Annotated in this window: 11 protein-coding genes; 7 read left to right on the forward strand and 4 right to left on the reverse strand. The window is 66.0% G+C overall.

The window, feature by feature from the left end:
* The first annotated feature begins 65 nt into the window (after positions 1–65).
* The 3 genes from WKB25_RS00925 to WKB25_RS00935 all read left to right on the forward strand — a co-directional run bounded on the left by WKB25_RS00925 (position 66) and on the right by WKB25_RS00935 (position 3,420).
* A complete protein-coding gene (locus WKB25_RS00925) occupies positions 66–827 on the forward strand; it encodes a gamma-glutamyl-gamma-aminobutyrate hydrolase family protein (protein ID WP_340568181.1) in 762 nt (253 codons plus the stop codon).
* Positions 824–2,218 (forward strand): glutamine synthetase family protein, encoded by a 1,395-nt coding sequence (locus tag WKB25_RS00930; RefSeq protein WP_089239973.1) that lies wholly within the window; start codon positions 824–826, stop codon positions 2,216–2,218. Before WKB25_RS00925 ends, WKB25_RS00930 begins: the two co-directional genes overlap by 4 nt.
* 92 nt (positions 2,219–2,310) lie before the next feature.
* On the forward strand, positions 2,311–3,420 hold the full coding sequence (locus WKB25_RS00935; RefSeq protein WP_049466929.1) for a polyamine ABC transporter substrate-binding protein: 1,110 nt from the start codon (positions 2,311–2,313) through the stop codon (positions 3,418–3,420).
* A gap of 38 nt (positions 3,421–3,458) precedes the next feature.
* On the opposite strand, the gene WKB25_RS00940 is transcribed toward WKB25_RS00935, so the two are convergent.
* Positions 3,459–4,862: an NAD(P)-binding domain-containing protein gene (locus WKB25_RS00940; RefSeq protein ID WP_340568492.1), complete on the reverse strand. Its 1,404-nt coding sequence runs from the start codon at positions 4,860–4,862 to the stop codon at positions 3,459–3,461.
* A 271-nt stretch (positions 4,863–5,133) separates the two neighbouring features.
* Here WKB25_RS00940 and potA point away from each other — a divergent pair, with 271 nt between their 5' ends.
* From potA to WKB25_RS00960, 4 genes are all read left to right on the forward strand, one after another.
* Positions 5,134–6,270, forward strand: a complete 1,137-nt coding sequence (potA, locus tag WKB25_RS00945) for a polyamine ABC transporter ATP-binding protein (protein WP_340568183.1) — start codon at positions 5,134–5,136, stop codon at positions 6,268–6,270.
* Positions 6,267–7,199, forward strand: a complete 933-nt coding sequence (locus WKB25_RS00950; protein ID WP_340568185.1) for an ABC transporter permease subunit — start codon at positions 6,267–6,269, stop codon at positions 7,197–7,199. Before potA ends, WKB25_RS00950 begins: the two co-directional genes overlap by 4 nt.
* Positions 7,196–8,038, forward strand: coding sequence for an ABC transporter permease subunit (locus WKB25_RS00955; protein ID WP_100464457.1), 843 nt, complete (start codon positions 7,196–7,198; stop codon positions 8,036–8,038). The genes WKB25_RS00950 and WKB25_RS00955 overlap by 4 nt, the downstream gene beginning before the upstream one ends.
* Positions 8,039–8,101: 63 nt before the next feature.
* Positions 8,102–9,466: an NAD-dependent succinate-semialdehyde dehydrogenase gene (locus WKB25_RS00960; RefSeq protein ID WP_340568188.1), complete on the forward strand. Its 1,365-nt coding sequence runs from the start codon at positions 8,102–8,104 to the stop codon at positions 9,464–9,466.
* An 88-nt stretch (positions 9,467–9,554) separates the two neighbouring features.
* Here WKB25_RS00960 and WKB25_RS00965 read toward each other — a convergent pair whose 3' ends face one another.
* From WKB25_RS00965 to WKB25_RS00975, 3 genes are read right to left on the reverse strand one after another with little or no spacing between them, the layout of a single operon-like run.
* Positions 9,555–10,589: a magnesium and cobalt transport protein CorA gene (locus tag WKB25_RS00965; protein WP_340568190.1), complete on the reverse strand. Its 1,035-nt coding sequence runs from the start codon at positions 10,587–10,589 to the stop codon at positions 9,555–9,557.
* Positions 10,590–10,595: 6 nt separating this feature from the next.
* Positions 10,596–11,831 (reverse strand): DUF4105 domain-containing protein, encoded by a 1,236-nt coding sequence (locus WKB25_RS00970; protein ID WP_340568191.1) that lies wholly within the window; start codon positions 11,829–11,831, stop codon positions 10,596–10,598.
* Entirely contained in the window at positions 11,828–12,709 is an 882-nt protein-coding gene (locus tag WKB25_RS00975; protein WP_265952102.1) for a transporter associated domain-containing protein, read from the reverse strand. The genes WKB25_RS00970 and WKB25_RS00975 overlap by 4 nt, the downstream gene beginning before the upstream one ends.
* Positions 12,710–12,765 lie beyond the last annotated feature (56 nt).

Genomic DNA, 12,765 nt, shown 5'->3' on the forward strand with positions numbered 1-12,765 from the left:
ACGGCAGCGGCTTGCCGTTGCCGATGCTGGGCGGGTAACGTGATTGCACGCCAAGGAGTTTTCCCATGCGCCGCCTGCCCTGGGTGGGCCTGCCCACCGACAGCACCGTGCTCGGCCACCATCGTTTCGCGGTGGTCGGGGAAAAATATGTACGTGCATTGGTGGACGCTGCGCAGGCAACGCCACTGCTGCTGCCGAGCCTGCAGCCGCCGCTGCCGGCACGCGACTGGTTGCGGGGCCTGGATGGCCTGCTGTTGACCGGCGCGGTCAGCAACATCGAGCCGCAGCACTACGAAGGGGGCCGCAGCTGGGAAGGCGACCCGCACGACCCGGCCCGCGATGCCACGGCGTTCGCTCTGCTGCACGAGGCGCTGGCGATGGATCTACCGGTGCTGGCGATCTGCCGCGGCTTCCAGGAATTGAACGTGGCGCTTGGCGGCACGCTTCATCCGCAGGTGCATGCTGTGCCTGGCCTGAGCGACCATCGCGAAGACCCGCAGGCGCCGGTGGAGGTCCAGTATGGGCCGGCGCATGGAATCACCCTGGCCGATGGTGGTTGGCTGGCACAGTGGTCTGCCGGCGATCGGGTGCAGGTCAATTCGGTGCACGGGCAGGGCATCGCGAGGTTGGCCGACGACCTGCAGATCGAGGGCTGGGCCGATGATGGCCTGGTCGAAGCGGCACGCAGCCCGCGCCATCGATTCGTGCTCGGCGTACAGTGGCATCCGGAGTGGCGTGTCATGCAGACGCCGTTCTATCACGCTATTTTCCGTGCGTTCGGCCAAGCTTGCCGGCAGCACCAACAGAATCGACTGGAATCCCCATGAGTTCGCGAACGCGCCCGCGCAAGACGGCTACGCCCACGCCCCCGCAGGAAAGCAGCCTGCTGCGCTGGCTGAAGGAGCGGCGCATCACCGAGGTCGAATGCCTGGTTCCGGACATCACCGGCAATGCGCGCGGCAAGATCATCCCTGCCGACAAGTTCTCGCACGATTACGGCACGCGCCTGCCGGAGGGCATCTTCGCGACCACGGTCACCGGCGAATTCCCGGACGATTACTACGACCTGACCTCACCGTCGGACTCGGACATGATCCTGCGCCCCGACCCGGACACGGTGCGTATGGTGCCGTGGGCGACCGATCCGACCGCGCAGGTCATCCACGACTGCTACACCAAGAACGGCGAACCGCATGAGCTGGCGCCGCGCAACGTGCTGCGCCGGGTGCTGGATGCCTACACCGAGCTCGGCCTGCGACCGGTGGTTGCGCCCGAGCTGGAGTTCTTCCTGGTGCAGAAGAACACCGATCCGGATTTCCCGCTGCTGCCCCCGGCGGGCCGCTCCGGCCGCCCGGAAACGGCGCGGCAGTCGTACTCGATCGACGCGGTCAACGAGTTCGATCCGATCCTCGACCTGATGTACGACTACTGCGATGCGATGAAGCTGGACGTGGATACGCTGATCCACGAATCCGGCGCGGCGCAGCTGGAGGTCAACTTCACCCACGCCAATGCGATGGATCTGGCCGACCAGGTGTTCCTGTTCAAGCGCACCATGCGCGAATCGGCGATGCGCCATGGTGTGTATGCCACCTTCCTGGCCAAGCCGATGGAGAACGAGCCGGGCAGTGCGATGCACATCCACCAGAGCCTGCTGCGCATCAGCGATGGCCAGAACGTGTTCACCGGCGAGCACGGCGGTGAGGATTTCAGCCCGCTGTTCGCCCACTACCTGGCTGGCCTGCAGAAGTATGTGCCGATGGCCATGGCGTTCTTCGCGCCGAACGTGAATTCCTACCGGCGCCTGGTGTTCGGCGAGGTCTCGCCGAGCAACGTGCACTGGGGCTTCGACAACCGCACCTGCGGCCTGCGGGTACCGCTGGATACGCCGGAGAACATGCGGGTGGAAAGTCGCTTTGCCGGCTCCGATGCCAACCCTTACCTGGCGATGGCCGCGACCCTGGCCTGTGGCCTGCTCGGCATCCGCGAGCGCCTGGCGCCGGATGCACCGGTGACCGGCAGCGCCAAGGAGCTGGGCTACGACCTGCCGCGTTCGCTGGGTGAAGCACTGGACGGGCTGGAGCAGTGCAGCGAGCTGCAGGCATTGCTGGGCGAGCGCTTCTGCCGCGCCTACATCTCGGTCAAGCGCAAGGAATACGAGACCTTCTTCCGTGTGATCAGTTCGTGGGAGCGCGAGTTCCTGCTGCTGAACGTGTGAAGGCCGCGAATAGAAAAATCCGTCGCCGGGGGGTAGGCTGGCACCCGTCGCCGGCCCGGCCGGCCCCCCCTTCCCGCATTCTGGAGCACCCGATGAAGCTGCGTATCCTCACGCTCGGCCTGGCCTCCGCCATGCTTTCCGCCTGTGGCGGCGGCAACGGCGGCGGACAGGACAGCCAGGTCCTGAACGTCTACAACTACAGCGACTACATCGCCGAAGACACCATCCCGAACTTCGAGAAGCAGAGCGGGATCAAGGTCACCTACGATGTGTTCGACAGTGACGAGATGGTCGAGACCAAGCTGCTGGCCGGCAACAGTGGCTACGACGTGGTGGTGCCGACGCTGAACTTCTTCGGCCGACAGATCCAGGCCGGTGTGTTCCTGCCGCTGGACAAGTCGAAGATCCCGAACCTGGCCAACCTCGACCCGGCGGTGATGAAGCGCATCGCCACCCAGGATCCGGGCAACCAGTACGGCGTGCCGTACATGATCGGCACCACCGGCATCGGCTACAACGTGGACATGCTGAAGGAGCGTTTTGGTGGTAGCACCGACATCGCCAACAGCTGGGACCTGGTGTTCAAGCCGGAGAACATCAGCAAGATGAAGGACTGCGGCGTGACCATCCTGGACACGCCGGCGGACATGATTCCGATCGCGCTGCACTACCTGGGCCTGGACCCGCACAGCGGCGATCCGGCCGACCTGCAGAAGGCGGCGGACCTGCTGAAGTCGATCCGCCCGTACGTGCAGAACTTCCACTCCTCGCAGTACGTGGGCTCGCTGGCCAACGGCGGCACCTGCCTGGTGGTGGGCTGGTCGGGTGACATCATCCAGGCCCGCGACCGTGCGGCCGAGGCCAGCAATGGCGTGCACGTGGCCTACTCGATCCCGAAGGAAGGTGCGCCGCAGTGGTTCGACATGCTGGCCATCCCGAAGGATGCCAAGCACCCGGAAGCGGCCTACACGTTCATCAACTACCTGCTGGAACCGAAGGTGGCCGCGGCCAACACCAACTTCATCCACTACGGCAACCCGGTGCCGACCGCGACCCCGCTGGTGGACGAAGCGATCCGCACCGACCCGACCATCTACCCGCCGGCCGACGTGGCCGCGAAGATGTTCACCTATTCGATCAACACGCCGGAGACCGACAAGCTCTACACCCGGCTGTGGACCGAGGTGAAGACCGGCCGCTGAGCGGTCCTGGTGGCGCCGGGCCATGCCCGGCGGCTGCCTTACCCTGCGCCGGAGCCGGTACTGCCGCTCCGGCCAAGGTGCTGCAGGATGGCGGGCAGCAGGTCCCGTGCATCGCGACCGCCGTTGCACAGGAACGACGAGCTCATCCGCTGCAGGTTGTGCATGCCGATGAAGAACAGCCCGGGCTGCGGGGAGACACCGAACTCGCCGAGCGGGTAGCCTCGTTCGTCCAGCACGCCGTCCACATCCAGCCATGGCCATTCGCTGACGAATCCGGTGGCCAGCACCACCGAATGGATGCCTGCCGCCTGCAGATCCAGCTCGCGCGGCGAAGGCTCCGGCTCCCAATGCAGGTAGACCTCCTCGGGGATGTAGCGCGCGTCGTCCGTGCGCGGTTCGGGCTGCGTTGCGTAGTACGCGCTGGCCAGTGAGTCGAGGTAGGCGTACTCGGCCCGCGTCGCTTCCATCGCGCTGTGCAGTTGCGGCCGCGCATCGGCGAAACGGGCGATGCCCCCGGCGACGCTCTGCAGGCGGCCCAGCAGGGTGATGCCTTCGCGGTGCATCGTCAGCAGGCTGATCGAGCTGCCCCTGCCGGCGGTGCCCTTGCCGGAAATCAGCGGGAACTCCGCAGTGCGGGCCTTGCGCAGGGCATCGGGCTCTCCCGCCAGCACACCGGCCGATTCGCGCACATGCTGGTGGATGCGTCCGGCCATGTCCCACCAGGTCATCGAGTCCTTGCCACGCAGCCGGCGCGTATGCGAGTGGCGGTCGGCCAGCGACCAGTACACGCTGCGCCCGCTGGTGCGCAGGTCCTGGGCGATCTGCGCGCCGGACTGGCCGCCGCCGATGACCAGTACTGCGCCATCGGGAAGCTGCCGGGCATTGCGGTAATCGGCGGAGTGCAGCACCGCCAGGTCCGGCCGCGGCGCAAACGGAACCCGTGGCATCCGGGCGCGCCGGTATTCACCGGTGGCAACCACCACCGCGCGTGCGTGGATCAACCCCTGATTGGTTTCGATGGCATAACCGCCGGCCTGCGGCGTGACCCGATGTGCCGCACAGCCTTCATCGATGGGCAATGACCGCTCGCTGGCGTAGTCGCGGAGCCGCTGGATCACTTCCGCTGCGGCCATGAAGCCCTCCGGATCGTCGCCGGCATAGGCGTGGCCTTGCAGGGCCATCGTCGCGTTGGCGGTGTTGGTCTGGAAGGAGTCCCAGCGCCGCCGCCAGCTGGCGCCCACGGTTTCGGCTTCCAGCACGCGATGGTCGACGTTGGCCTCCTGCAGGACGGCGCTGAGTGAAAGCCCGGCCTGGCCGGCGCCGACGATGACCAGCTCCAGCCCGTGGGCTGGCGGCGCCAGGCGTTCGGGAGGGGCGGGAGGGAAGCAGTCAGCTGGGGATATCACGCGTGTTCGTCCATGGTGGGCTTCGGTCCAGCAAATTGCGCCTGGGGTGCTGCGGGCGATCAATGCTTCCGGTTCTGAAAATCGTTGCAGATTCCGGGTGGTGCCGGTGGCGCTTGGCGGGGACGGCCGGCAGCAGCGGGGCAGGGAGACGGGTTATGGACGGAAGCGCGCCAATTCCGGTCGGAATCCGACAGCGGACGCGGGGCCGGCCCGGCCGTAGCCGCTGCCACCTGCCGCCGTCATATCCCCATCGGCCCCCGGCCGTTAGAATGACGGCCGCTGTCCACCGCCCGCTCCCGGAGCCCCCATGCCCGTTGAAGCCCAGCCGGAAGCCGCCGTCGTCGAAGCGACCGGTGTGCCCGGCTATCTCTCCATTCGTGATCTGCGCAAGGAATTCGATGGCTTCGTCGCCGTCGATGACGTCAACCTGGACGTCCGCAAGGGCGAGATATTCGCCCTGCTCGGCGGCTCGGGCAGCGGTAAATCGACCCTGCTGCGCTGCCTGGGTGGCTTCGAGACGCCCACCAAGGGCAGCATCACCGTCGATGGCCAGCGGATGGATGCGCTGCCGCCGTACCAGCGGCCGGTCAACATGATGTTCCAGTCCTACGCGTTGTTCCCGCACATGACGGTCGAGCAGAACATCGCCTTCGGCCTGAAGCAGGATGGGCTGGGCAAGGACGCGATCAGCAAGCGTGTCGGCGAGATGCTGGACCTGGTGCAGATGGGCCATCTGGGCAAGCGCAAGCCGCACCAGCTGTCCGGTGGCCAGCAGCAGCGGGTGGCGCTGGCACGGTCGCTGGCCAAGGGGCCCAAGCTGCTGCTGCTGGACGAACCGATGGGCGCGCTGGACAAGAAGCTGCGCTCGCAGATGCAGCTGGAACTGGTCAGCATCATCGAATCCTCGGGCGTGACCTGCGTGATGGTCACCCACGACCAGGAAGAGGCGATGACCATGGCCACCCGCATCGCGGTGATGGACGCCGGCTGGATCCAGCAGGTCGGCAAGCCCGACGAGGTCTACGAGCAGCCGGCCAACCGCTTCGTTGCCGAGTTCATCGGTTCGGTGAACCTGTTTGACGGGGTGATCGACGAGGACCTGCCCGAATACGTGACCGTGCGCTCGCCGCTGTTCCCGGCGCCGGTCTACATCGCCCACGGCATCACCTGCTATGAAGGGCAGCCGGTCGCATTCGCGCTGCGCCCTGAGAAGGTGATGATCGGCAAGGACGAGCCGGAAGGGCACACCAACAAGGCGCAGGGCGTGATCGAGGACATTGCCTACTTCGGCAGTCATTCGGTCTACCACGTGCGCCTGCCCAGTGGTGCCAAGGTGCTGGCCAACTTCGCCAACTCGCAGCGCTGGGCCAGTGATGGCCTGACCTGGGGCGATCAGGTGTGGGTGCACTGGCGCGACAACGACGGCGTGGTGCTGACCTCATGAGCGCCACCGGCCTGAAGCGCTGGCTGCCGGGGCTGCGTGCCACGGTCATCGGCATTCCGTACCTGTGGCTGCTGCTGTTCTTTGCCGTGCCGTTCCTGATTGTGCTGATGATCAGTTTCTCGCACAGCCGGGTCGGCTCGCCGCCGTACACCTGGCTGCTGCAGTACGCCGACGGCGGGTTCTCGCTCAAGCTCAACCTCGAGAACTACCTGGCGCTGTTCCGCGATTCGATCTATGCCCAGGCGTTCCTGAGCTCGATCAAGATCGCCGCGATCTCGACCTTCCTCACGTTGCTGATCGGCTACCCGATGGCCTATGCCATCGCCCGCCTGTCGCCAGCCGCGCGCAACGTGGCGATGATGCTGGTGGTGCTGCCGTCGTGGACTTCGTTCCTGATCCGCGTCTATGCCTGGAAAGCGATCCTGGACCGCAACGGCCTGCTCGACCAGTTCCTGCAGTACACCGGCCTGCAGACGCTGATGACCAGCATGGGCCTGCCCAAGCTGCAGCTGATCGATACCCCGACCGCGGCCTACATCGGCATCGTGTACTGCTATCTGCCGTTCATGGTGCTGCCGCTGTACGCCAACCTGGTCAAGCATGACCACCGCCTGCTGGAAGCGGCGTACGACCTCGGTGCCAAGCCGTGGCAGGCGTTCCTGCGCATCACCCTGCCGCTGTCCAAGGCGGGCATCATCGCCGGCTGCATGCTGGTGATGATCCCGGCGATCGGCGAATTCGTGATCCCGGAAATGCTCGGTGGCTCGGAAACGCTGATGGTTGGCCGCCAGCTGTGGAACGAGTTCTTCAACAACCGCAACTGGCCCGGGGCCTCGGCGATGGCGGTGGCGATGATCCTGCTGCTGCTGGTGCCGATCCTGTTGTTCAACCGATCCCAGCAGCGCCTGCTGGAAGGGAAGCAGGCATGAGCCCGCGTTCTGCCAAGGGCCTTGGGCTGGGCGTGCTGCTGCTCGGCTTCGCCTTCCTGTACCTGCCGATCCTGCTGTTGATGTTCTACTCGTTCAACAGTTCGCGGTTGGCCATGGTCTGGGCCGGGTTCTCCACCCGCGCCTACAGCGACCTGTTTGCCGACCGCGCGCTGATGGATGCGATGTGGACCAGCCTGGTGGTCGCGTTCTGGACCGCCTGTACCGCCACCGTGCTCGGCACGCTGGCGGCGATGGTGATGACCCGCTTCAAGCGCTTCCGCGGCAAGCCGTTCTTCGGTGCGCTGGTGACCGCGCCGCTGGTGATGCCGGATGTGATCCTCGGCTTCTCGCTGATGGCACTGCTGGCCTCGATGGGCGCGATTCCGGGCTTCCCGGCGCGTGGCCTGGCCACCATCTGGATCGCCCACGTCACCTTCACCCTGTGCTTCGTCACCGTGGTGGTGTCCTCGCGCCTGCAGGAAATGGACCTGTCGCTGGAAGAAGCGGCGATGGATCTGGGCGCGAGCCGGCTGACCGTTTTCGGCCGCATCACCCTGCCGATCATCGCGCCGGCGCTGGTGGCCGGCTGGCTGCTCGCCTTCACCCTGTCGCTGGACGACGTGGTGGTGGCCAGCTTCGTCGCCACGCCGGGCTCGACCACGCTGCCGATGAAGGTGTTCGCCTCGGTGCGCATGGGCATCAGCCCGAAGATCAATGCGCTGGCCACCCTGCTGGTGTCGGCGGTTTCGATTGCTGCGGTGATCGGCTGGTACATCAATGCGCGTGCCGAGAAGCGACGCCAGCGCGACCTGCAGCTGGCACGCCAGGACAACGGCTGAGCCGGCAACATCCGGCTCACGGCCGCCGGCGCACAATGGGGGTCTACCTGATGGAGACCCCCCATGACCGTCGAGATCATCAACCCGGCCACCGGCCAGGTGACCTACTGCCATGAGCTGATGGACAGCGCTGCCATCGAGCAGCGCCTGCAGGCCGCAGCCGAGGCGTTCCCACGCTGGGCCGAGCGCTCGCTGCAGGAACGTGGCGCGATCCTCAAGCAGATCGCTGGCCAGCTGCGTGCGCGCCGCGACGACCTGCAGCAGGCCATGACCAGCGAAATGGGCAAGCTGAAGGCCGAGGCGCTGGCTGAGGTGGAAAAGTGCGCGAGCACCTGCGAGTTCTATGCCGACCACGCCGCCGACTACCTGAAGCCGCAACTGATCGATACCGAGGCACAGCGCAGCTACGTGCGCTATGAGCCGATCGGCTGCGTGTTCGCGGTGATGCCGTGGAATTTCCCGATCTGGCAGGTGTTCCGCTTCCTTGCTCCGGCGTTCATGGCCGGCAACGTGGCGCTGCTCAAGCACGCAAGCAACGTGCCGCAGTGCGCCGACCTGATCCTGGCCGTATGCCGCGATGGTGGCCTGCCGGGCGGTGTGTTCGACGTGCTGCACATCGACAACGACCAGGCGGCCGAGGTGCTGCGCGATGCACGGGTGAAAGCCGTGACCCTGACCGGCAGCGAGCGGGCAGGGCGATCGATTGCGTCCAACGCTGGCAGCCAGTTGAAGAAGTCGGTGATGGAACTGGGCGGCAGCGACGCCTTCGTGGTGCTCGATGATGCCGACCTGGACAAGGCGGTTGCCGCCGCGGTGAAGTCGCGCTTCGACAACAGTGGCCAGACCTGCATTGCCGCCAAGCGGTTCATCGTGGTCGAAGCGGTGGCCGATGAATTCACCCGGCGCTTCGTCGAAGCCGCAGGCGAGCGCCAGTACGGCGACCCGAACGAGCGCGGCACCACGCTGGCGCCGATGGCCCGTGCCGACCTGCGCGACGAACTGCACAAGCAGGTGCAGGCCAGCGTCGCCAAGGGCGCGCGCGTGCTGATCGGCGGCGAACCGGTTGCTGGCAGCCACGCCGGCTATCCGGCCAGCGTGCTCGACCAGGTGGGGCCGGGCATGCCGGCCTACGACGAAGAACTGTTCGGGCCGGTCGCCGCCGTCATCCGGGTCAAGGACGAGGCTGAGGCACTGCGCGTGGCCAACGACACCCGCTTCGGCCTCGGCGGCAGCGTGTGGACACGTGACCCGGTGCGCGGTGAGTCCTTCGCCCAGCGCATGGAATGCGGTGCCGCGTTCGTCAACGCCATCGTCAAGAGCGATGCGCGGTTGCCGTTCGGTGGCAGCAAGGAATCAGGTTTCGGCCGCGAACTGGCCGACCACGGCATCCACGAGTTCATGAACATCAAGACCATCTACGTGGCTTGATGCACCTGCCTGTGTAGAGCCGAGCCCATGCTCGGCTGCTCTTTGCCGGGAACAGCCGAGCGTGGGCTCGGCTCTACAAAAAAGCGGGTTACAACCACTTCACTCGCTTGAACAGCCGGTACAGGCCGACGCAGATGCCGCCGACGCCGACGATCATCAGCGGGTAGGCCCACGGCTGGTTCAATTCCGGCATGTGGCTGAAATTCATGCCATACCAGCTGGTGATCAACGTCGGCGCGGCCAGCAGCGCGGCCCATGCGCCCAGCCGTTTCACCGTCTCGCCCTGGGCCAGCGTCACCAGTGACAGGTTCACGCTCAAGGCCGTGCCCAGCATCTCGCGCAGGGTGTCGATCACATCGCTGATGCGTACTGCATGGTCGTGCACGTCGCGGATATACAGCTTCACTTCGTCCGGGAACAGTTCGCCCTGGTAGCGGCGCAGCTGCGCCAGTACATCCTGCAGTGGCGCCACCGCCATCCGCATCTTGTTCAACTCGCGTTTGAGCTCGTACAGGCGCACCACCGTGCTGCGCTTGTAGCTGTCGGCGAAGATGTCCTTCTCCAGCAGCTCCAGGGTGTCGCGGAAACGGTTGGTGATGGGCAGGTAGTTGTCCACTACGAAGTCGGCCACGGCGTACAGGCAGTACGACGGCCCCATCTTCAGCAGTTGCGGCTCGCGCTCGACGCGCGCACGCACCGGCGCGTACGACAGCGAGGCGCCATGGCGCACGGTCACCAGGAACCGTGGGCCGAGGAAGGCATGGGTCTCGCCGTACTGGATGCGCTCGTCAACCATCTGCGCGGTGGTCACCACCACGAACAACGAGTTGCCGTAGGCCTCCACCTTGGGGCGCTGGTGCGCGTTGCGCGCATCCTCGACCGCCAGGTCGTGCAGGCAGAATTCTTCCTGCAGCTTCAGCAGTACATCTTCGTTCGGATCGTACAGGCCAACCCAGACGAAACCGTTGTTGCTGGCAATGACATCGCTGATGGCATCCAGGCTGATGTCGTGGCGTTTGCCGTCGTCATCGTAGTGGACGCAGTTGATGACGCAGGTGGGATTGGCTGCGGTGGAGGCGGCAGCAGGGGCGGGCAGTGAGGCGGGCAATGACATGCCCGCCATCGTGCGTCAGTGCTGCGTTTCCGACAAGTGAGGACGGCGCCCCAGCACCCAGGCCAAGGCAGCGTGGACCGGCAGCAGCAGCACGATCCACTGCACGTTGTACTGCGCCTGCAGGCTCAGCCAATGCAGCACCAGGGCCGCCACGGCCTGTACCGCCACCAGCCACAGTACGATCCTGAACATGCGGCCGGGCACGCGCCGCCGCAGCAGGCTGATCGCCCCCGGCAGCAACAGCAGGCACAGCGGCGAGAGCAGCAGCAGGTTGCGGTTGGCCCAGGCGGCGTAGTGCGTGCTGAAGCCCCACAGGAACACCAGCAGGCCACCGGCGATCGTGCACAGCAGCCACAGCGGCAACGCCAAGCCGGCCAGCAGGCGCGGACGGTTGCGCAGCACCAGCACGCCCGCCGCAATCACCAGGCCACACAGCAGCCACGGCCACCAGTGGCGCGCGAACTCCTTGGGCTCGGGGTCGATGCGGTGCGGCAGCAGTTCCTGCTCGGACTGCACCAGCGGGCGGCCATCACTGTTGCGGGCTTGGCGCAGGGCGTCGGCCAGGCGCATCGGTACAAAGGCCTCCTGCCAGCGCGACAGCGGCTGGTCGGCAAACGGGCCCAGGCCGATATCGAAGCCCAGCCACATCCACGGGGCTGGGGACGCCAGCCGTACCGACTCGCTGCGGTAGGTGTTGCCACGCGAACGACCCGACAGCTGCGAATGCAGCCCGCCGCCCAGTGCCTTGTCCAGCGTGTCGCGCACCATCGTCGCGCAGTTGGCGGTGTAGTAATCGTAGTGGTAGCGCGCGTTTTCCGGCTTGGCCCGTTCGGCCAGGTCGGCGGCCAGCGAGCGTGCCTGCGCAGGGGTGATATCCAGCCACTGTACGCTGGCACCGCGGCCGGTCTCGTCGTAGTACGACAGGTCCTGCTGCAGTGGCAGGGCCACCAGGTAATACATCATGTCGCCACGTACGAAGCGGCCGATGAAATCCTGCTCGGACGGATCGAAGTAGCCGAAGTTGTACGAGATCGCCTCGCCGCTCACCGGGTCCAGCACGACGATGGCATCGTGGCCGAAGCGTTCGAAGAACACGGTGCCCGGCTGCATGGTGACCACACCGACACGCGGGGCAGGGGCATCGCTGGCCGTCGAAACGGCCGCCGCCTGCGCGAACGCAGCCAGTGGCAGGGCCGTGGCCAGCAGGCACAACGCCAGCCACAGGGTCAGGATCAGGCCACGGTGTTTCAAGCGTCGTCCTGCGCGTCCGGTGCCAGCACCGTTACATGGAAAGCCTGGACCCGGCGCGCATCGGCGCGGGCCACACGGAACATGAAACGGTCCAGCGCCAGTTCATCGCCGACTTCCGGCAGATGGCCGACGGCTTCGGTCACCAGGCCGCCGATGGTGTCGTAGTCCTCATCGGAGAAGGAGGCACCGAAGCGCTCGTTGAAATCGCCAATCGGCGTGAGGGCATCGACCACGTACTGGCCATCGGCCTGAATGGCGATCTGCGCCGAGAAATCCTCGGCCTCGTCGTGCTCGTCGTCGATGTCGCCGACGATCTGCTCCAGCACGTCTTCGATGGTGACCAGGCCGGCGACACCGCCGTACTCGTCCACCACGATCGCCATGTGGTTGCGCGACAGGCGGAATTCCTTCAACAGCACGTTGAGCTTCTTCGCTTCCGGAATCAGCACCGCCGGGCGCAGCAGTTCACGTACGTTGCCCGGACCATTGTCGGCAACCACGCCGCGCAGCAGGTCCTTCGCCAGCAGCACGCCGAGGATGTCGTCCTTGTTTTCGCCGTGCACCGGGAAGCGCGAATGGCCGGACTCGACCACCTGCTTCATCAGCTCCAGGAAGGGCGCCTCCACCGGCAGCGAGACCATCTGCGAACGCGAGATCATCACGTCGCCCACGGTCAGCTCGGCTACCGAAATGGCACCTTCCATCATCTTCAGGGTATCGGCGGCGATCAATCCTTCTTCCTGCGCGGTGTGCAGGACAGCGACCAGCTCGTCGCGGGTGTGGGGTTCGCCGGAGAAAGCGGACGTCAGGCGTTCAAGCCAGCCGCGCTTCTTTTCACTGTGCTCCACGGAGGAGCTACTACTGTCGTCTTCTGACATCTCTGGAAAAAAGGCACCCGGCAGGCCGGGCGATGACCCAAGTCTAGCAGGATGTG

This window comes from Stenotrophomonas sp. G106K1 (assembly GCF_037969685.1).
GTDB classification, from domain to species: Bacteria; Pseudomonadota; Gammaproteobacteria; order Xanthomonadales; family Xanthomonadaceae; genus Stenotrophomonas; species Stenotrophomonas lactitubi.